We start from the raw sequence: 21,172 nt of genomic DNA, 5'->3' as shown, positions 1-21,172 counted from the left end.
GATGGAACAACTCATTGCACAACTCATTGCACAACAAGATTTAAGTTTTATTCAAGCTGAGCAATTTTTTAATGCGGTGATGCAAGGACAGATCAGTGAAATTCAGCTCACTGCAGCCCTTGTAGCACTTAAAATCAAACAAGAAACACCCGATGAAATTGCCGGTGCAGCACAAGCCATGCGCGCCAATGCCGTACCCTTTAGCACCTCACTTCCCCTCACAGCCGACAGCTGTGGCACGGGTGGTGATGGTTCAAATACCATAAACATATCCACAACTGCCGCAATTGTTGCGGCCGCTTGTGGCCTAAAAATGGTCAAACATGGCAATAAAAGTGTTTCGAGTAATTCAGGTTCGGCCGACTTACTTACTGCACTGGGCATTAATATCAACATGACACCCGAGCAAGCAAGTGCTTGTTTAAGTAAAACCGGTTTCACTTTTTTATTCGCACCGCTTTATCACAGTGGTGTAAAACATGCGATGCCGGTGAGAAATGCCCTCAAAACGCGCACTATTTTTAATATTCTGGGCCCTTTGGCCAATCCTGCTGCACCGCAGATTCAACTCTTAGGTGTGTACGACAGCGCGTTATGCATGCCACTTGCCCAAACCTTAAAAACCTTAGGCTGTCGTCGTGCTATGGTGGTGCATGGTGCAGGGACCGATGAGATAGCCTTACACGGTGACACCTTAGTGGTTGAGCTTAATAACGGTGAAATAACCCAATATTACGTTTCGCCTGCTGATTTTGGCTTAGAACATTTTGCATTGAGTGAACTTGCAGGTGAAGGCCCCGAATCAAATGCCTCTGCCAGTCGCGCAATTTTAAGTGGCCAAGGCACGCCCGCTCATAACGCAGCCATCATTGCTAATGTTGCCGCATTACTGTATTTATCTGGGCAGGCGCAAAACTTTAAAGAAGGTGCAAACCAAGTGCGCCAAGTATTATCCTCAGGTGTCGCCATTGCGACATTAAATGACGTTGTAGAGGCAAGTCATGGCTAATGTATTAGAAAAAATTGTTGCAGATAAACACCTTGAAATTACCGAGCGCAAAAGAAAACAACCGCTTGAAAGCTTTATTAATGAGGTAAAACCAAGCCAACGTGATTTTTATCAAGCACTGGCAGCACCTGGCACGCATTACATTTTAGAATGTAAAAAAGCATCGCCTTCAAAAGGCCTGATCAGAGCAGTATTCGACTTAAACGAAATTACTGGTGCTTATAAGCACTACGCCGCCTGCATCAGCGTATTAACCGATGAGAAATACTTTAAAGGCAGTTTCGCTTACTTAAAAAAAGTCAGCCAATTGGTCGAGCAGCCTTTAATTGGTAAAGATTTTTATGTCGATGAATACCAAGTTTATTTTGCTCGCTTGCATGGTGCTGATGCTATTTTATTAATGCTTTCGGTGCTTGATGACAGCCAATATCAACACCTAGCGGCAGTGGCAAAATCGCTCAACATGAGCATTTTGACCGAAGTGAGTAACGAAGAAGAAGTCCATCGTGCACTTGCCCTAGATGCTGACATTATTGGTATAAACAACCGTAACCTGCGAGACTTAAGTACCGATTTAGCAACTACCGAAACACTTCGTGCGCTTATTCCTGACAATAAAGTAGTGATTTCAGAATCGGGCATTTATACCCATGACGATGTAAAACGCTTACGTGGTTTATGTAATGGCTTTTTAGTAGGCAGTTCATTGATGGCGCAGGCCAACATCGACCTTGCATGTCGTCGCTTAATCTATGGTGACAATAAAGTCTGTGGCTTAACGCGCGTTGATGACGCGCAAGCAGCCTTCGAACGCGGCGCTGTCTATGGTGGATTAATTTTTTATAAAAAATCCCCTCGTTATGTCGATTTTGACTGCGCACAAGCCATAGTGCAAAGTACTCGCTTAAAATTTGTTGGTGTGTTTGTAAATGCTAATTTATCAGATGTTGTAGAACACGCAGCGCGACTGCAACTTTCAGCCGTTCAATTACATGGCCAAGAAGACAACGCCTACATCGCAGCACTGCGCAACCAATTACCTGTGGGCTGCCAAATTTGGAAAGCCATCAGTGTGAGTGACCACATTCCTGAGCTTATCTCAGACGTTGATCGGTATTTATTTGATACCCACAGCGAAAACCAAGCCGGTGGTACAGGCAAAAAATTTGATTGGTCATTACTTGCTGGGCAAAGTAACTTTATGCTCGCCGGTGGGATCAACGCACAAAATATTACTGAAGCGCGCACTGTTGAGGGCGTTTTAGGGCTCGATCTAAACTCTGGGGTAGAACTTAGCCCTGGTAAAAAATGTAAAGATAAAATCGCAACGCTGTTTGCAAATTTAAAGAATGAATGAGGTGAAAATGCAAAATCCAGCCTATTTTGGCGAGTTCGGTGGAATGTTTGTTCCTGAACTACTAGTGCCAGCACTAAAACAACTAGAACAAGAGTTTAATCTTGCTCAAAAAGACCCAGCTTTTTTAGCCGAGTTTCAACAACTCTTAAATGAGTATGCAGGTCGCCCAACGCCTCTAACGCTCACCCGTAATTTAGTAACAAACCCTCACGTAAAGCTGTATTTAAAGCGTGAAGATTTACTCCATGGCGGTGCGCACAAAACCAATCAAGTACTAGGCCAAGCCTTATTAACTAAGCGCATGGGCAAAAAAGAAGTCATCGCTGAAACGGGCGCAGGCCAACATGGTGTTGCCACAGCCCTTGCATGTGCACTGCTTGGTTTAAAGTGCCGTGTTTATATGGGCGCCAAAGATGTTGAACGCCAACAACCTAACGTATTTCGCATGAAATTGATGGGTGCAGAAGTCATTCCTGTTACTGCCGGTTCTGGCACGTTAAAAGACGCAGTTAACGAAGCTATGCGTGATTGGTCTGCTAACTATAAAGATGCGCATTACCTGCTTGGTACCGCAGCTGGCCCTCACCCATTCCCAACCGTGGTGCGTGAATTCCAAAAAATGATTGGTGAGGAAGCCAAACAACAAGTACTTAAAGCCGAAGGTCGTTTACCTGACGCAGTTATTGCATGTGTCGGTGGCGGTTCAAATGCAATTGGGATGTTCAGTGACTTCATCAATGAAACATCAGTTCAATTAATTGGTGTAGAGCCTGCAGGTAAAGGCCTCGATACTGACGAGCATGGCGCAGCCCTTTGTAAAGGGACTAAAGGTATTTTACATGGTGCATATACATACATCATGCAAAATAAAGATGGCCAAATTGAAGAGTCTTATTCAGTGTCTGCTGGGCTTGATTACCCTGCAGTTGGCCCACAGCATGCTTTTTTACACGAAACGGGCCGTGCACAATATGTAGGTATTAGTGATGATGAAGCACTGGAAGCGTTCCAATTATTAGCGCGTAAAGAAGGGATTATTCCAGCACTTGAATCAAGCCATGCCCTTGCTTATGCGCTAAAAATGGCAGAAAAGTGTGATAAAGATACCATTTTAGTGGTGAATTTAAGTGGCCGTGGCGATAAAGATTTAACCCATGTACATACTGTTTTAACTGCAGGAGGCAAACTATGAGCCGTTATCAAGCCACTTTTGAACAATTAGCAGCTAAAAAACAAGGAGCCTTTGTGCCATTTGTTACCATTGGTGACCCTAATGCCGAGCTGTCAGTTGAAATAATTAAAAGCTTAATTGATGGTGGAGCTGATGCGTTAGAGCTTGGCATTCCGTTTTCAGACCCAATAGCCGATGGCCCAGTGATTCAAGCGGCAAATATTCGTGCGTTACTTGAGCATATTAATACCGATACTTGTTTTAACATCATCAAACAAGTGCGCGAATACAATGCCGATATTCCTATTGGTTTATTACTGTATTCAAATTTAGTGTTTGCCAAAGGAATTGAACACTTTTACCAGTTAGCTAAAGCTGCAGGTGTTGACTCTATTTTGATTGCCGATGTGCCACTACATGAATCAAAACCATTTCGCCAAGCAGCAAGCAATGCGGGTATTGAACCTATCTTTATTGCAACACCCAACGCCGATGACGATACGCTGCGCACCTGCGCCTCTTATGGTCGTGGTTATACCTACTTGCTCTCGCGTGCTGGGGTAACGGGGACCGATAGCCAAGTGCAGTTACCTGCTGATGCAATGATCAAAAAACTAGCTGAATATCATGCAGCCCCTACGCTGCTAGGTTTTGGTGTCTCACAACCTGAACATGTTAAAGCGGCACTTGACTCAGGTGCAGCGGGTGCTATCTCAGGCTCTGCGGTTGTTAAAATTATTGAAAATAACTTAAGCCAACCAGAGACTATGCTCAGTGAGTTAACGCAATTTGTTGCCCGAATGAAAGCAGCCACCTTGTGATCATAACCGCGCAGTAATATAAAAAGTTTTAATATTATGCCGCTCTTTATTAAGAACGGCATTTTTTATTCTATTTGATACAGTCACACATCTTTTACCTGCACCAAAAGAGCTTACCTCCTAGTCTCTTAACCAGATTAAAACAAAAAACGTTAAGAGATGCCAAAGTGCACGCTCGAAACTCGAGTACACGCTGACTCAATAAAAAATATTGAAGTAATTTGAGATAAGAAATAAAAAATCCGATGAATTAAATTCATCGGATTTTTATCATACTAAACATCAATAGGGCGAGAGAAAATGATCCGCTTTGAGGCGAACGCTCACCCTAAGTAAACCCTTACTTTGGGTTTTTCTCTGCTTTAACGCGTGCTAGACGGTTAACTTGGTGCATTGATGTTAATGATGAAAAGATTGGGCCTAAGAAACCGCGTTTGCGTAAATCTAAGAAATCTTCGTCTGCTAGCTCGTTTAATTTTTTCTCATCAACTAAGTAAATACCATTGATGTCGCGTTTTTCGCCATCAATTTCAATTGTGAGTGTTTGAGCTGATAATAATTCTTTATCGGCTAAATATTTAGAAAACGCAGCTGTTACTTGAGAAAACTCAAGGTAAGAAATTAAAGACTCTTTACGACGCTTTAAATATTCTGTTTCTTCGCCTTTCTCATCAAACAGCGCACGGCCGTCATCTTGGCTTACTAAGTTGCTCGATTGTACAACCGCAACGATTAAACGTTGTTTGTCTTCAGGGCTTGCAACTAGCGCTAATGGGTAACGTACTAATGCATGTGGTACATACAGACCTGTCCAGCGGTCTTCATTAATGAATAAGTTTTCGCCTGGCTCTAAACCTAGCATTGCAACAGGTTGAAACTCACCTGTTTCTGCATTTTTAACAAACACAATTGGGTACTCATTCGCAACGCGAGAAAACTCGTGTGCAACAATCGGTACTAAGTGTTGGTTTTTCATGAATTCGATGTTGATGCCATTTTTAATTTTTGTGTTGGCATGTGTTACGTTGTGTAACGGCTGAATATTAGAATCCGTCATTCTACTGCTCCAAAAAAATATTGTTTTTATACATTCAACTTACTGTTAAGCCCAAGGCTACTGGTTTTGCGCGTAAATTGGAAGTATCAATTTCCTAAATAACCACTTTATAACTTTTGGAATCCATATTTTTTCACTTTATTGAGTAGCGCGCGATTTGTGGTTAAGTGTTTGGCAAAGTTTGACCGCATGTCACCCACTTGACCGAATAAATTATCGGCTATGTTGCCACTGTTATAGCTACTTTGGCTCATACTCAAGTCAGGGTGATACCCCATGCCATACAATACATATTGATAACTGTCTTGTGGAAAAGGCTCAAACACATTAGCAAAATCATATTTACTGATCGGCCGATGTTGCCACTGCTCTAAAGTGTGCGATAACGATGCCGGAATCGTACTTGGGTCTTGATTGGCCTGCCAAAATGCACTGTTTCGATTCGAAAGGACGTAATGTAACTTTATAAAATCTATGGTTTTACGCCAACGATAACCAAACGAGTCATTAAAAGTTTGTGCACTTGAATTCATAAGCTGTTTATTGCGTGGAAAGAGCTCTGCAACCATATTGGCTGACGCTTCAATTAGAAAAATAGCGGATGCCTCTAAAGGTTCTACAAACGCTGCAGATAAGCCAATTGCAACACAGTTTTTATGCCAAAACTTTTCACGATAACCACAATTCATTTTGATATGTTTAGCAGCTAAGTCTTGAGATTTTGGCCCCAAATACTCACGTAAAGTATGTTCAGCCTCATCATGACTGATAAACTGCGAGCTATAAACATGCCCTGTGCCACGACGAGATTGCAGTCCGATATCCCAAATCCAGCCAGCATTTTGCGCAGTTGAGATTGTTGCGCTGGCAATATTATCGTCATCACTTTCATAAGGCATTTGAATTGCGATGGCATTATCAACCAGTAAGGTATCAGCAATCGAATTAAACTTTACCCCTAGCGCCTCACCCAGCAATAAACTTTTAAATCCGGTGCAATCAACATATAAATCGGCAAGTAAAATGCCTTGTGTATCGGTTACCAGCGAAGCTATCGCGCCCTCATCATCAGTATTAACGTCGATTACATTTCCAATAAGGTGTTTCACACCCAAATTTTCAATACAATAGCGTTTAAGTAACGTCGCAAATTTACCTGCATCGAGATGATAAGCGTAATTTTGAATTCCCTCGTAGGGCTTATTGGTAATCAGCTTTGGTGCTAGTCCTTGATCGCATAAAATATCTTGCGCACTGACCGCTTGGGCATAAGAAGTCTGTTTGTCGCCTAACAACCAATAAGGCGCTAAGTTAAACTGCGCACTGTCGCTGATGGAGCTAAACAAATGATAATAGGCGTTATTGGTACTAATTGGGTCTGATTTCCAATTGACAAACTTGGTCGCTTGTTTAAACGAAGCATCGGTTTCTTTTATAAACTCAGCTTCATCAATCCCGATACTTGCTAGAGTTTTACGCATGGTCGGCCAAGTGCCTTCACCCACGCCAATGGTCGGAATATCCGAAGACTCAAGCAAGGTCACTTGCACACCATTGGGTTGATTGGCGCCTAATTCTTTGGCTAATTTAGCCGCGCTTAGCCACCCTGCTGTGCCTCCGCCTACGATAATGACATTATTTGAATAACTCATGTAGATACCTTAAATCTTTGTAAAACCAAACTGATAGACTTTTTTTAGTAAATCTCGGTGCTTAGGCAAATGTGTGACAAGCTGGTCTGCCATGCGTTGCACGTCTTGAAATTTGGCTTTGGCTTTTTCGGCGTAAATAAAGCTATCTTTATTATGCAGCAGCGTTGTTTGATATTTCATGCCATACAGCACATATAGGTAGCTGTCTAAGTTAAACGGCTCCCATGCATAATCAAAATCATATTTCGTTGGTGGGTGCTCTTTCCAATGCAATAAACGTTGCTGCAATGCTGCTGGAATCGTTTTATTTGAACAGTTATCGCGCCAATATGCGCTATCGTCACGATCTGATACGCAGTAGTGTAACTTTATAAAATCTATGGTTCTGATCATTCGCATAGTAAAGGAACGGTTAAATTTATCTTCTACATACGCCATTGAGTTACGGGTTCTTGGAAATTGGTCAGCCAACATTTTGGCTGCCGCATCGTAAAGATAAATAGCCGATGCCTCAAGCGGCTCGACAAAGCCAGCCGACATACCAATGGCAACACAGTTTTTATGCCAAAACTTTTCTCGGTAGCCTAATTTCAAAGGGATGACTCTAGCAACTAAACCTTCGGCCTCTTCACCTATATAATCACGCAATTGCTTTTCTGCAGTCTTAACATCGGTGTGTTTGCTACTAAACACATGACCAACTCCACGGCGGTTGTACAAACCAATGTCCCAAATCCAGCCGTTATCTTGCGCGGTCATAATGGTATGTGAGGCGATATCGCGCTCAGGATCAGCATAAGGCACTTGCATGGCAATTGCAGTATCGTTGAGTATCACATCACTAATATCAACCCACGCAATACCATAAGTTTGTTCAAATAAAATCGGTGTTGTACCACTGCAATCCACAAATAAATCACCGCGAATATCAGGGTATTGCTCACTGTCAGTACTAATTGAAATGACGTACTCATCAGCATCACAATGCGCTTTTAATACATTGGCTTTTATATGCTTAACACCTAGCTTTTCAGTGCAGTGCTTGGTTAAAAAACTCGCGAATTTATTGGCATTTAAATGATAGGAATATTCTTGAACTGCTTGGTATTCAGGCGTGGTTTTTTCTTTTGGTCCAAGGCCAGCCTCACACACTAAGCTTTGTGTTGCAACTGCATGGTCATAGCGAGCGCGTTCGCTGTGCCCTAACAACCAATATGGTGCAAGACTAAATTCATACGATGAATGAAATACAGTGTTAAGCGGATGATAATACTGATGAGTTTGCTGATTAACTGGCTTCATCCAATTACAAAACAGAGCACCTTGCTTAAACGTTGCATCACACTCTTTCATAAACTCTGCTTCGCTGACGCCAATCTGTTTGAGCGTTGCACGAAGGTTTGGCCAAGTGCCTTCACCCACGCCTAAAATAGGAATATCCGGTGATTCAACCAGTGTCACTTGTACCGCGTCTTTATTTGTACTGTTTAGCTGACTAGATAAAACAGCAGCGGTGAGCCAACCTGCTGTCCCACCACCGATAATAACAACTTGATTTACTTGATGTGACATAACAACCTCAGACTATGTACTTATCACAATAATTTACCTTAAATCACTGTGATAAATACATAAAAACAAAGGAAGGCATAAGCCTTCCTTTATGAATTCGCTGCAACTTAGAAACGATATGACAGTTTCAAATACGTATTTCGGCCGTTATCAGCGGCTAAACGCATTTCGTTATAAGCGCCATCCAAACGTTGTGTTGTGGTTTCTTCAAGCAAGTTTGTCATTTCAAGGCTTAAATCTAGCTGATCAGTAATATGCCATGTTGCCGATAAATCAACAAAACCATGTGCATCCCAAAGCGTAGTACCACCAATACCGGTACTTTCAGCTAAATAATCATCACGGTGATTATATGCAACACGCACTGAATATAAGTCTGTTTCGTAATAACCAGTTAAGTTCATGGTTAATTTAGATAAACCAGGTAAGCCTGCTTTGATGATTTGGCCATTTGAATTTTGTAAACCATAACCATCGGCATACGTTAAGTTAGCTAATACGCCAAACTCACCAAACGATTGTTGATATTGGAATTCTAGGCCTTCAATTTGTCCGCCTAGCCCTTGTGCTGGTGCACTAACAAAACGAGTCTGACCGTCAACAACAATTTGCGATACATTGCCACCTTGAATGATGAACGATTTAATGTCTTTGCTAAATAAGGTTGCTGAAATAAGCGATGAATCATTGAAGTACCATTCAATACCGATGTCGGCTTGATTTGCACGATACGGATCAAGATCAACAGAGCCACGTGTATACGTTTGTGTGGTCGTATTATAGCTTGAAGCTGGATTCATAAACGTATAGTTAGGACGGCTCATTACTTTAGCAGCAGACATACGTAAAATAAGCGTATCATCAAGATCTAACGCTAAGTTAAAGCTTGGCAACCAATCGGCATAATCACGTTTTTCAGTGGTTTTAAAACCAAGTGTAACGAAATCATAATACGTTGAGGTTGTATCAGTTTGCACATAACGCACCCCTACGTTACCGCGAAAGCCGTCACCTGAATAATCACCTTGCACATACGTTGCAGTGATCTCTTCTGACACTTTACCCCAGCCATCTTTATTCAGTGTTGAACCATTTTTGAAACTATCGATGTGGTTACGAAGTGCTTCACCATCTGTACGTGCAATATTAGTTGGTGAACCAGACACTAAACCCACACCTGAGTGATCAAAATGGCCGTCAGCAAAATCAGCTTTTGTTAATTGCTGACCATTAGCGCCTAAATTAATGCCGTTAGCAAAGCTCCATGCATTTGAATAGCTTAAAAACTCGTGGTCACGTATTTTAAGGCCAGTTTTAATATTAGTAATTGAACCAATTTCAACTGCAAAATCAAGGTCAATCTGTGCAAATGTTTCTTCGTCTGAACGCACACCTTCTGTTACCGCAGGGGTATTCATTACGTATTCAGCATGATTACCTGCATCAGTATTATTTGGTTTAAGTAACATATCGTTTGGACGAGTCATATCAAACGCGATTGTTTGATTTGGGTTTGTTGAGGTCCAACCAATGTTATAGTTACCGCCATCACCACCTGATGCTTCGGTTTTACCTAAAATAAATTTCGCTGTATAACTGTCAGCAATGTAGTTCACTTCATACGAATATACTTTAGTGTCTACTTCAGCATTACGGGTATTTTGATCATCAAATGGACCACCTGTACGTGTACCATTTAATGCAAATCCAAGTGGGCCAAATTCAGTTGCACCCGCTACTGTATTGTTAAAAGCAGCGACATCAGTACCGGCAATAATTAAGTAGTTTTGATTTGAGTTACCTGCATCTAAATCAACACCAAAATAATTGAAAGACATGTCGAGCGAATCTGTCGGCGCATATTGTAAAACAAAGTTAAGTGCATCACGTTTACGTGTTTGGTTAAATTCAGCAATACCCGCACCCGCCCAACCATCATCCATATAGTTTTCAGCTTTGTGCGCACGGCCAACGGTTTCAAGAGTAGAAAGTGAACCTAAAACACCCCATGTCGCGTCATCATTTTTCCAGCTCACTAAACCTGTCCCACCAAAACCATTGTCATCGGCAATACTGTTTTGTTGCATTTCTAATGAACCAAAAATAGTCATGGCATCTAATTCAAGTGGTTTACGGGTTCGCATTACCACTGTACCACCTACGCCGCCCTCATCGAGTTTAGCCGTTGGTGATTTATACACATCAACGCCTGCAACCATCTCTGCTGGCATTAAATCCATATCAAAAGAACGAGACATCGCTTGTTGCGAGAACCAACCTGTTGAAGCAACGTAGTTGCCATTGAGCGATACCGCAGTAAGTTCAGGGTTTGTACCACGAATTGATACTGAACCACCCTCACCCGCAAAGTTACGAGTAATTGACACACCAGGAATACGTTGCAGTGATTCGGCAATATTTTTATCTGGCATTTTGCCGATATCTTCAGCAGAAATTGAGTCAACAACTGCGTTAGCAAATCGTTTAGTATTTAATGCGGCTTCTAAAGAGCGGCGAATGCCACGTACTTCAATGACTTCTACATCTTCTTGTACTTTAGTTTCTTCAGCAGCGTAGACGGTTCCAGTCATACCAGCGGTCATGATTAGACCGATATTAACTGCGAGTAAGCTTTTTTTAAATTTATTTGCTAACACAGGATTCCCCTTGAATCAATTTGTTGGTTTTAGTATTTTTGAGTAACAACGAATGACATCGCTGTCATCAGTTAACAAAAACTACACCTTTATTAACATAAATTCTACTTAATTTGTTATTTTTTGTTCAAAAATTCGCAGGGGGTTTGTAAAAAAGTCAGTTTGCAACAGCTCAGCTCTAATAATCGAGCGTATATTTAGATCACTCTCTGACTTGTAAAATCAAATAATTTTAAATTGATTCAATATGTTAATAATCGTTATTTTAATTCATGCTTTAATTGCTGGATGAGCCAATTTGCCAGTTGCGCTCTTTTCTGTGGTGACAGCTGACCTAAAATACCTTTTACCTGTTCAGGTATATGCTCAAATACGTCATTATCCTCAAATAAATAAAAATTAAATAAAGCCTGCCACGCTTTTTTCTCTTCTTTAGGGAGTGATTTAATTGTTAACAAACCATGTAACAATGTATCGTAAGGCCCATGAGGGTTATCGTTTAAACCAACAGTTCCTCCCCACCAATAATTTACTAAAGTATTTAATTGGCCATAAGATTCAACATGATGCCACCACATCGAAGGAATATACAAAACGTCGCCTGGTTCCAACTCAAAAACTTGAGCATGACTTAAGGCTTCTTTAAATTTTGGGAATCGATCAAAGTCAGGCTGGTTAAAATCAACTAGGCTGATTGCCGCACCAGTAGGAGCAAAATCAATCGGCCCAATGTATAAATTTTCGATTTGCTCAGGAGGGAATAACGTAAAACGTCGTTTACCACTAACAACGCATGCTAAATTTTCAGCATTGTCGTAATGTGCAGGCACAATTGCATCGGTCCCCAGCCAAATTCGTGGGATCACATCAGGGTCGATTAAATCGATAGTATGCTCTTCAAGCATTTTAGGCAGGGTGTGTAAGATAGGTGCACTTTGAATTGCCAATGACGGGCTTGTTTGTGTGCCATGCCACTGAGACAGCTTCACTAATGCATCAGTCAGTTTTATTTTTTTATGCTCAAAGTTGAAACCTGTCATCGATGAATTATAAAAAATCCGTCCTTTATGAATTGGGTCTTGAATCACACAATCGACCACTTCACCAATATCATAAGTCTTAATCAAAGCGAGAAAATGCTGATGGGATTGCTTGGCATTAATAACTAATGGCCAATGTTCGAGTTGCCCTTTAAGTAATACTGGTTTTTTATTTTTTAAAACGTCCTTATCAAACATCTCTTTATTTATTTTCATTGATATAACCCCAGAGCAACCTTAACCAAAATTTAAATTACACTATAAAACGTTTAAATGAACACCAATAAAAAACATGCACTTTTACAGCTCAATAAGATCATTCACTTGATTTCCTCGGTGATAATTTTATCATAACTCTATATAATAAATGCATAAGAATAATCAAGGATAAAACATGACTTCTCATTTAATTGCGTTAGATAAAGTACGCCACAACTTAATTAAAATAAAGCAAAGCCAAGATTTCAATCAAGTTAAAAACCAAAACATGAGCCCTATTTCGGCGAATGAATTAGCAAATTCAGCCACTAGCTACCCAGTTTTTTTTATTAAAGATCAAGATACTGGCTTATTTAAACTTATCGCATTATTCGGTTTAGAAGCCGGTGAAAATTTATTTTACCGTGATGGTAAATGGTTAACACATTTTGTACCTAACAATATTTTAAGATACCCGTTTGCAATTGGCCGCAGCAATACCGAACAAAATACTTATAGTATTTTTATTGATGAAAGTTCAGAAAGAGTCAATGAAACAGAAGGCTTAGCACTTTATAACGAAGATAAGAGCGAAAGTGATTTCTTAATTTATATCAATAATTTACTTAAAAAAATTGTAGAAGATGATTTTAAAACAACACAGTTTATTAATAAATTAAATGAACTTGATTTAATTAGCCCATATACTTTAACAATTAACAAACCCAATAATGAAACGTTAAATATAGATGGGTTATATGCTATTAATCAAAACCAATTAAATAATTTAAATGAAAGTGTCATTGTTGAATTACATAAAACAGGCTACTTTGCGGCAATTTATGCACAACTAATATCAATTAGCCAAGTAAACAATTTAATTAACTTGAAGTTTAATCGTTAATTAAAATTTAAGTTATTAATTTAGTAGCCTCTATCCAGAGGCTATAATTTAGACAAACCATACTGCTTTATTTTATCGATTAACACGCGATGTGACGGAAGCGCTGCGTTTAATTTTTCAAATTCCAAGAAATTATACTCTTGAAGCCTGTTTAATGTGTGTTGGGAATCTTTGTTGACACTCATGGTCGGCAACTGCGACTTAAAATCCATGCCAAATAAAATATATTGATAGTTATCCAAACCAAATACTTCATAGCGAGATGGAAAATCATGGATTGAGGGTGCCCTGTGTTGCCAACGATTTAGTTTGTCTTGTAATGACAAAGGTAAAGCTTCAAATTTTTGATTATCAGTCCAAAATTCAGTATCGTCTCTATCAGATAGATAATAATGCAATTTAATAAAGTCAATTACGCGATCCCAGCTATAGCGGACGGTTTCATTAAATTGTTTTTCACTCGCCAGTAATTGCTGCTCGGTATACGGAAATAAATCAGCTAATAATTTTGCTGACGCTTCAATGAGCAACAGCGCAGTCGCTTCTAAAGGCTCAACAAAGCCAGCTGATAGACCAAAAGCCACACAGTTTTTATGCCAAAACTTTTCCCTATAACCTACCTTCATCTCAATAGTTCTGAAATTGAGCTCGGATACCTCTCCCCCTAAATAATCTTTCAAACAACTTAGTGCCGCTTCATCGTTGGTGTATTTTGAAGAATAGACATACCCTACACCGCGGCGCTCTGTTAAGCCGATATCCCAAATCCAGCCGTATTTTTGAGCCGTTGCTAATGTATAAGATGGGATCGTTTGGCTGCTAGAAGCATAAGGTACTTGTACAGCAATCGCTTTATCGACGAATAGAACATCACTTTTATCAATAAACCCAACATTTAACGCCTGATTTAATAGCACAGCACTAAAACCTGAACAATCAATAAAAAAATCGGCTTCTAATGTGCTTTTGTCTTCAAATACTAATGCACTTATTGCTCCATCACTTGCAACGGTTGCATTAACAACATCAGCTTGTAAATAGTTAATACCTAATTTATCAACCCCATGTCGGTGGAGTAATGCTGCAAATTTTGTAGCATTTAAATGGTAAGCATAATCGACGGCACCTTGGTATTCGGGAGTGGTAATTTTTTTAGGTGCTTTATTTTGCTGGCATAACAATCCTTGGACTGAAACGGTATCAACAAATGAATATGACATCTGTGAATTACACCAGTCAGTTGAAAGATCTGCGCCTGCAGATTTTGGATACGTAAACGGATGAAAATAATAATCTGCAGCTGAATCAATTGGGTTAACTCGCCAATTAATAAAGTTAATCGCTTGTTTGAAGGTAACATCACAGTGCTGAACAAAGTCAGTTTCACTAATCCCTATCAGCTTTAATGTCTCCCTCATTGTAGGCACAGTTCCTTCCCCTACTCCGATTGTCGGGATTGTAGGTGATTCGACTAATGTGATTTTAATATGCTGATTTGTTTTTATATCTAACTTTGCAGCTAAAATAGTAGCGCTCAACCACCCTGCGGTGCCTCCGCCAACGACAACAATGTTACTTATTTTTTTAGTCATCTAAAAACACCTCTATAAAAAAAAGCCAAGCATTAAGCTTGGCTTTAAACAACTAACGAACGTTAAAGATTAGAAGCGGAAGTTTGCGCCTAATACATAACGACGGCCATTCTCGTAGATTGACATGATACGAGCTGGGTCACCATTACTGTACTCTTCAACTTTTTCATTTGTTAAGTTAACAGCTTCAAATACTACAGAGATGTTTTCAGAAACGTCATACGAAGAACTGAAATCTAGCTGACCGTATGCTGTGTTATACACTTCATCACCAGTCCAGCCCACACCCTTGAACCATGAACTTCTGTAGTTATACATTAAGCGAGCACCAAAGCCTGAATCGTTCTCGTAGTAACCAGTTAAATTAGCCATGTGACGTGATGCACCTTGCACTAATCCAGAACCTGAACGACCTACTTCTTTCTTTTGATCGCTTGTAGCATTGGTATATGTATAGTTAGCAACTACACCGTAACCACCAAAATCTTGTTGGTAAGATACTTCAAAACCATCTGTAGAACCACCTAACCCATTAACAGGTTGAGTCAGAGTTACTGTTCTCCATTGTTCTGTAGATTGGTTGAAGAAATCTTTTTGATAAGTATCACTTGTTCTGTAGCTTTGGATATCTTTGTAGAAATAAGCTGCAGATAATAGTGATGAATCATTGAAATACCACTCATACGTTACATCAAATTGATCAGCGATTTGTGGTTTAAGTTCTGGGTTACCAGCTGTACCAATTGGTGCCGCTGCATTTAAATCACCTACACTTTCTACTGGCGCAAGGTCAGAGAAGTTTGAACGAGCCATAACGCGTGCAGATGAGAAACGAATAATTTTATCGTCTGCTGCATCAAATGCGATATTGAAGCTAGGTAGGATTTCAGTGTAATCGTTTGATTCTGCAACCCAATCCATGATTGCTGGTGTTAACCATTCACGGTTAATTGTATTTAAACCCCAGCTGTCGCCAGAGAATGACCATGAAGCTGAATCTTGCTTAGTTTGAACAACACGAACACCAATGTTACCGCGGAAAGCTTCGCCTGAGAAATTACCTTGTACATAACCTGCAACGATTTTCTCATTGATTTCCCAAATTTCAGCTAGGTTATCATGAATAGCATACACATCGCCAGCAAACGCTAAATCACGGAATGCCTGCGTATTTGGAATTAATTGGTTAACAACGTTACCACCAACAACCGCATCAGCAACAGACTCGCTACCTGAAGTGAAACCACATGAGCCTAAGTTAGGGCAATTACCAAACATTTGAGCTAAATAGTTAGCGTATGCTGGATCAGTTGCAGTTTGTGGACCATGCCAGCTATACGCATGACGACCTTGAGTACGGTCATGATCACGGTATTTAAGACCAGTTTCAACGGTTGTGAATGGACCAAACTCAACTGGAAGCTCTAAGTCAATTTGAGCATAGTTTTCTTTATCAGTTGTTGGTTTAGCACCACCCCAAACCCAACCTGGTGTAAACTCAGCACCATTTGTAAGATCTGCTTGAGTATTAACAGTTGGTTTGCCAGTTAGGTCGAATGAATAGCCAGGTTTAGCCGCTGGACCATATGCCCAAGATGTTTCTTTATATGTACCACCTTTTGCATCGGTAACACCGATTTGGAAATCAAGTTTGAAATCATCACCATCATAATTTACTTGTAAATCATATGTTGAAGTTTTTGTGCTTGATTCACGGTTGATGATATCCCACTCATAGGCGCCATCAGTCGCAACCGTTCCGCCGACCATATTTCCGTCAACGATTTGTACGTTTGAAAACTCACCAAAACCATCATTCTGAGGACGGATAAGGAAGTTAGAGTTAACATTATCAGAGTCCATTTTTGACTCTAAAACGTTAAGTGTTAATTCTAATTTATCAGATGGTGCATATTGTAAACTTGCAAAAAGAGTTTCACGCTCACGGTCTTGACGGAAAATTGGGTTACCAATATCCTTTGGAGCCATAAAGCTATTGCCTTGAGCATCTTTACGCTCTTGCCAACCTAATACTTCTAAACCTTCACGACGAACTTGTCTGTCTTGCTTAGTTAATGAAATTAAGAAACCTAAGTTCTCATCATCATTTTTCCAAGAATAAAGTGCATCCACTTGAGGATCTGTTTCACCAGATGCATCTGAATACTGAGCTTGAACACCAATATTAACCGTGTTGGCATCTAAGTCTAAAGGTTGGCGAGTACGCATAATAACCGTACCACCGATTGAACCTTCATCAATTTTAGCTGTTGGAGATTTGTGAACTTCTAAAGAGCCAACTAAAGATGATGGTAATAATGTGTAGTTAAAACTACGTGATGGATTATCAAGGATGAACCAGTCAGCAGTACCTACGTTTTGTCCATTTAATAATGAACGGTTAACTGATGGATCTGAACCACGGATAGTGATTTTCTCACCTTCACCGAACTCACGGCTAACACCTACACCAGTGATACGTGATAATGAATCTGCAACGTTTTTATCCGGAAACTTACCAATGTCTTCTGCTGTAATCGCGTCAACAACGCCATCAGCAAAACGTTTAGTATTCAGTGATGCCTCTAGTGAACGACGAATACCACGTACTTCAATAACTTCAACATCTTCTTTAACTTGAGTTTCTTCAGCAGCGTAAACAGTACCAGTAAAGCCAGCGGTCATAACTAGACCGATGTTAACTGCTAGTAAGCTTTTTTTAAAATTTTTAGCTAACACAGGATTCCCCTTGAATCAATTTTGTTGGTTTTTAAATCACTTCTGCCCAGTGATGATGACAACGCTGTCATCTAGTAACAAACCATACACGCAAAATTACAACTTCGCTACATTTTTCTTGTGTAATTTGTACAGTTTTTCTGCTTAATTTAAAATTAAACAAACTTTAAATTAACAAAATAAACACAAAAAAGCCCGCAAAGAGCATTTCGCTCCTTTGCTGAAGGTAATAGTACCTACCGATGTATGAGGATGTAAAGATGTTAGCGATAAGAAACGAGGACATAAAAATGTAATGAAATATGAACAAGGTAAAGTTCACTAATAATAAACTTTTAAAACAACAAGTTATAAATACATTTTGATAATTGCAAACTGGAGCGACCAGATGAAAGAATTAAAGGCCTCAAGCATACCAAGGCCCATAAAGTCATTTTTATCACAGACGCTGCATAAAATGACGTTGCTGTTGGATTCAAAGGGACACATATTAGCTGTATTTTTATGCAACACACAATTCGGGCAGGAATTGAGAGCTAAGGAGTGTTAGAATACACAAATGACAGCGCTGTCATTTGTGTATTCTAACACTCCTTCCTTTAAAATCCAGTAGTAAACACATTAAATTTTAAGATAATACGCAGCTTTAGAACTTTTAATATGTTTAGTAAATTAATCATCTCTGCAATAAGTGAGTTAGTGATATATAACAGATGCCTTATTTCACGAAAAAGGGCTGATTTTTACACCAGATATTTAACTTTGATACACATTTCAAACGTAAGGAGAAACGTTTTAATATTTAAGAAATGAAGGATTAAGAGAGAATTTATCTAATCTGCAATAAAAAATTTGACTGATAAGCGGCTAAAAAAACACAAATGCCTAGAAAACCGCTTTTAAATCGCAATAGGCAGTGTAGGCACCTTAAGGTGCCCAATATACCTCTACTATGACTTTATCTTGATGTAACACAGCACTTACTGGAGTTGAGTAAATATCTGCTTTTTCTTTCGCTTTAAGATAAACATCGCGTTTCTCTTGACCACTGATCAACAGTTTAATGACCTTAGAATTTAATATCCCCTGTAAACTCAGTGTCATACGCTCAGTAATATCACCAGTCACATCACTTTTAGTCGCGTTAATCGCACACACTAATTGTTCAGTCGTTAAACCATGCTCTAACCCATCAGCATGAGGAAACAATGATGCAGTGTGGCCATCAGGTCCCATCCCTAAAATAGTGACGTCAAAAGGTTGTTTTAGCTTTTGGTATTGAGCTTCGCACTGCACTGCCCCCTCTTTAGCTGACACAGCACTGTTTTTCATGGTGATAAAGTTAGCTTTTTTGGCATAACCTTGTAATAAAGTATCTTTAATAAATGCTTCATTACTTTTTTCATGAGTTGCATCAACCCAACGCTCATCAACCATCGCCACATCAATATTGTGCCAAGGTAACGCTAAACCAGATAAATGCTTATATGCCGGTGCAGGTGAAGAACCACCTGATACTAATAATGTCGCGCGACCATCCGAATCAATTCCAGCGACTAATGACTTTTCTAATGACGCTGATAATTCAGCATTAAGCGCTTCTTTTGAATCAAAAAATTTTTCGATAATTGCCATTTTATATATTATCCCCAGCGTTGTACCATGTGTGGTTGCGCTCAGCTAATAGCTCATCGGCATCAATTGGCCCCCAAGAACCTGCGCGATACAGCGCTGGTACACCTGACTTTTGCCATTGTTCAACAATCGGATCAATCCACTTCCAAGCTTGACGCACTTCATCACGATGAATAAAGAGTGCTGGATTATTAGCGGCGGCATCAAGCATTAAACGCTTATACGCATCACCTTGATAGTTATTGCTATAATCTTCAGCTAGTTCAATGTTTAAGGTTACAGGCTCTAGTTGCATTTCAAGGCTATCGAGGCGTTTTGACATCAACGTAAGTTGAATGCTTTCCTCTGGTTGAATTTGAATCACTAAACGGTTTGGCTGGATTGGCCCTACATTTTGCTCGTATACATTATGCGAAACCGATTTATATTCAACAACGATTTCTGCACAACGCTTTTTCAAACGCTTACCCGTTCTAAGGTAAAAAGGGACACCCGCCCAACGCCAGTTATCAATATGAGCACGAATGGCCACAAATGTTTCAGTCGTTGAGTTATCACCTAATTCTTCTAAATAACCAGGTACGACTTTGCCGTTCATTGTTCCGGGTACATATTGTCCACGCACAATATTAGCCTTTACTTCTTTACCTACTATCGGTCGAAGGGCTTCAAGTACTTTTAATTTTTCAGCACGAATACTATTTGCATTTAGTTTATGCGGTGACTCCATCGCAACTAAACACAACAATTGGAGTAAATGGTTTTGAACCATATCGCGCAACGCACCCGCTTTATCATAAAATCCAGCGCGTGTTTCTAAACCTACAGTTTCTGAGATACTAATTTGAATATTATCAATTGTTTTAGCGTCCCATAAATTTTCAAACAGCACGTTAGAAAAACGTAATGCCATTAAATTCTGTACTGTTTCTTTTCCTAAATAATGATCGATACGGAAGATTTGCTCTTCTTTAAAATACAGAGCAACTTGAGAGTTAATTTCTTCAGCAGAAAAACCGCAGTAACCTATAGGTTTTTCAACCACAACACGAGAAGTCTCCGTGATAAGCTCCATCTGCGACAACAACTCGCAGCAACGGCCATACACTGCTGGCGGTAATGATAAATAAAATACGCGAGAACGATCAGCGGCTTCTGCCTCAAGGCGCTCTTTTAACAAAGTCCAGTTTTCATCAATTTCAGTGACATTAATCGCTATCGGATGAATAAATTCAGCAAAAATAGCCCAATCTTTTTTATTATATTCACCTGCACTTAAATGGGCTTGCAGCGCGCTGTCTACCTTTGCAATAAAATCGGCACGATCTGCTAGTTCTCTTACTGTGGGCATAATGCGGCTACCAGCTGGCAAATTGCCTTCTTGATAAGCGCGATACCATGCAGGTAGGAGTTTTCGTAATGATAAATCACCACCACCACCAAAAATAATAATATCAAATGGGTTTAGCATAATTAACTCTCTTTTATTAGGAGCGAGGGCTCTAAGTCTGGTCACATTTTACTGTCGTGCTGAGGATAATAGTATCGTTTAATTGGTAATTGCTTTAATAAATTGCTGATTATTTAAAAGCTTTTATTATGAATTCGTATGCAAGTATCAATTTAAAGATGACAAATATGCCAAAAGCACACTAAGGAGGCAATTAAAACATCTTGCTTTAATTCAGTTCTTCGGGATAAGGGGCTAAGAGTCTGCAACCCTCTCACAAATTGCAAGACTCTAAGACACCCGCGCTACCCGCTCAAA

14 protein-coding genes are annotated in these 21,172 nt (G+C 39.8%); 5 read left to right on the top strand and 9 right to left on the bottom strand.

The features are described from left to right. Position 1: 1 nt before the first annotated feature. From trpD to trpA, 4 genes are read left to right on the top strand one after another with little or no spacing between them, the layout of a single operon-like run. On the top strand, positions 2-1,009 hold the full coding sequence (gene trpD / locus AC3KZC_RS07095) for an anthranilate phosphoribosyltransferase (RefSeq protein ID WP_490576779.1): 1,008 nt from the start codon (positions 2-4) through the stop codon (positions 1,007-1,009). Then, a complete protein-coding gene (gene trpCF / locus AC3KZC_RS07090; protein ID WP_490576778.1) occupies positions 1,002-2,366 on the top strand; it encodes a bifunctional indole-3-glycerol-phosphate synthase TrpC/phosphoribosylanthranilate isomerase TrpF in 1,365 nt (454 codons plus the stop codon). The genes trpD and trpCF overlap by 8 nt, the downstream gene beginning before the upstream one ends. Before the next feature lie 7 nt (positions 2,367-2,373). Beyond that, positions 2,374-3,558 carry a tryptophan synthase subunit beta gene (trpB, locus tag AC3KZC_RS07085; protein WP_490576777.1) on the top strand — a complete coding sequence of 395 codons (1,185 nt, stop codon included), beginning with the start codon at positions 2,374-2,376 and terminating at the stop codon, positions 3,556-3,558. Beyond that, positions 3,555-4,358, top strand: a complete 804-nt coding sequence (gene trpA / locus AC3KZC_RS07080) for a tryptophan synthase subunit alpha (RefSeq protein ID WP_490576776.1) — start codon at positions 3,555-3,557, stop codon at positions 4,356-4,358. Before trpB ends, trpA begins: the two co-directional genes overlap by 4 nt. 340 nt (positions 4,359-4,698) lie before the next feature. Here trpA and AC3KZC_RS07075 read toward each other — a convergent pair whose 3' ends face one another. The 5 genes from AC3KZC_RS07075 to AC3KZC_RS07055 all read right to left on the bottom strand — a co-directional run bounded on the left by AC3KZC_RS07075 (position 4,699) and on the right by AC3KZC_RS07055 (position 12,552). Beyond that, positions 4,699-5,415: a SapC family protein gene (locus tag AC3KZC_RS07075; protein WP_490576775.1), complete on the bottom strand. Its 717-nt coding sequence runs from the start codon at positions 5,413-5,415 to the stop codon at positions 4,699-4,701. A gap of 107 nt (positions 5,416-5,522) precedes the next feature. Then, positions 5,523-7,067, bottom strand: a complete 1,545-nt coding sequence (locus AC3KZC_RS07070; RefSeq protein WP_490576774.1) for a tryptophan halogenase family protein — start codon at positions 7,065-7,067, stop codon at positions 5,523-5,525. 9 nt (positions 7,068-7,076) lie between these two features. After that, positions 7,077-8,639 (bottom strand): tryptophan halogenase family protein, encoded by a 1,563-nt coding sequence (locus AC3KZC_RS07065; RefSeq protein WP_490576773.1) that lies wholly within the window; start codon positions 8,637-8,639, stop codon positions 7,077-7,079. Between the two features lie 107 nt (positions 8,640-8,746). Further along, positions 8,747-11,296, bottom strand: coding sequence for a TonB-dependent receptor (locus AC3KZC_RS07060; protein ID WP_490576772.1), 2,550 nt, complete (start codon positions 11,294-11,296; stop codon positions 8,747-8,749). A gap of 260 nt (positions 11,297-11,556) precedes the next feature. Continuing rightward, positions 11,557-12,552, bottom strand: coding sequence for a cupin-like domain-containing protein (locus AC3KZC_RS07055; RefSeq protein WP_490576771.1), 996 nt, complete (start codon positions 12,550-12,552; stop codon positions 11,557-11,559). A 178-nt stretch (positions 12,553-12,730) separates the two neighbouring features. Between AC3KZC_RS07055 and AC3KZC_RS07050 the strand changes: the two genes are divergently transcribed. Beyond that, entirely contained in the window at positions 12,731-13,438 is a 708-nt protein-coding gene (locus tag AC3KZC_RS07050) for a SapC family protein (protein ID WP_490576770.1), read from the top strand. A gap of 41 nt (positions 13,439-13,479) precedes the next feature. Here the strand turns inward: AC3KZC_RS07050 and AC3KZC_RS07045 are convergent, their stop codons facing one another. The 4 genes from AC3KZC_RS07045 to zwf form a co-directional block, all read right to left on the bottom strand. Next, positions 13,480-15,030, bottom strand: a complete 1,551-nt coding sequence (locus tag AC3KZC_RS07045) for a tryptophan halogenase family protein (protein ID WP_490576769.1) — start codon at positions 15,028-15,030, stop codon at positions 13,480-13,482. Between the two features lie 69 nt (positions 15,031-15,099). Next, entirely contained in the window at positions 15,100-17,769 is a 2,670-nt protein-coding gene (locus AC3KZC_RS07040) for a TonB-dependent receptor (protein WP_490576768.1), read from the bottom strand. Between the two features lie 927 nt (positions 17,770-18,696). Next, a complete protein-coding gene (gene pgl / locus AC3KZC_RS07035; RefSeq protein WP_490576767.1) occupies positions 18,697-19,404 on the bottom strand; it encodes a 6-phosphogluconolactonase in 708 nt (235 codons plus the stop codon). A 1-nt stretch (position 19,405) separates the two neighbouring features. Next, positions 19,406-20,875, bottom strand: coding sequence for a glucose-6-phosphate dehydrogenase (gene zwf, locus AC3KZC_RS07030; RefSeq protein WP_490576766.1), 1,470 nt, complete (start codon positions 20,873-20,875; stop codon positions 19,406-19,408). Between the last annotated feature and the right edge of the window lie 297 nt (positions 20,876-21,172).

It is taken from the genome of Pseudoalteromonas sp. J2K-J031, from assembly GCF_058197095.2.
This window is presented reverse-complemented; position numbering and strand designations above follow the sequence as displayed.

What these genes read in the sequence shown, in the direction of transcription:
- AC3KZC_RS07045 (WP_490576769.1), bottom strand. Translation starts at nt 15,030, where the DNA reads ATGACTAAAAAAATAAGTAACATTGTTGTCGTTGGCGGAGGCACCGCA.
- AC3KZC_RS07055 (WP_490576771.1), bottom strand. Translation starts at nt 12,552, where the DNA reads ATGAAAATAAATAAAGAGATGTTTGATAAGGACGTTTTAAAAAATAAA.
- AC3KZC_RS07050 (WP_490576770.1), top strand. Translation starts at nt 12,731, where the DNA reads ATGACTTCTCATTTAATTGCGTTAGATAAAGTACGCCACAACTTAATT.
- zwf (WP_490576766.1), bottom strand. Translation starts at nt 20,875, where the DNA reads ATGCTAAACCCATTTGATATTATTATTTTTGGTGGTGGTGGTGATTTA.
- AC3KZC_RS07065 (WP_490576773.1), bottom strand. Translation starts at nt 8,639, where the DNA reads ATGTCACATCAAGTAAATCAAGTTGTTATTATCGGTGGTGGGACAGCA.
- trpA (WP_490576776.1), top strand. Translation starts at nt 3,555, where the DNA reads ATGAGCCGTTATCAAGCCACTTTTGAACAATTAGCAGCTAAAAAACAA.
- trpCF (WP_490576778.1), top strand. Translation starts at nt 1,002, where the DNA reads ATGGCTAATGTATTAGAAAAAATTGTTGCAGATAAACACCTTGAAATT.
- trpD (WP_490576779.1), top strand. Translation starts at nt 2, where the DNA reads ATGGAACAACTCATTGCACAACTCATTGCACAACAAGATTTAAGTTTT.
- AC3KZC_RS07075 (WP_490576775.1), bottom strand. Translation starts at nt 5,415, where the DNA reads ATGACGGATTCTAATATTCAGCCGTTACACAACGTAACACATGCCAAC.
- AC3KZC_RS07070 (WP_490576774.1), bottom strand. Translation starts at nt 7,067, where the DNA reads ATGAGTTATTCAAATAATGTCATTATCGTAGGCGGAGGCACAGCAGGG.
- trpB (WP_490576777.1), top strand. Translation starts at nt 2,374, where the DNA reads ATGCAAAATCCAGCCTATTTTGGCGAGTTCGGTGGAATGTTTGTTCCT.
- pgl (WP_490576767.1), bottom strand. Translation starts at nt 19,404, where the DNA reads ATGGCAATTATCGAAAAATTTTTTGATTCAAAAGAAGCGCTTAATGCT.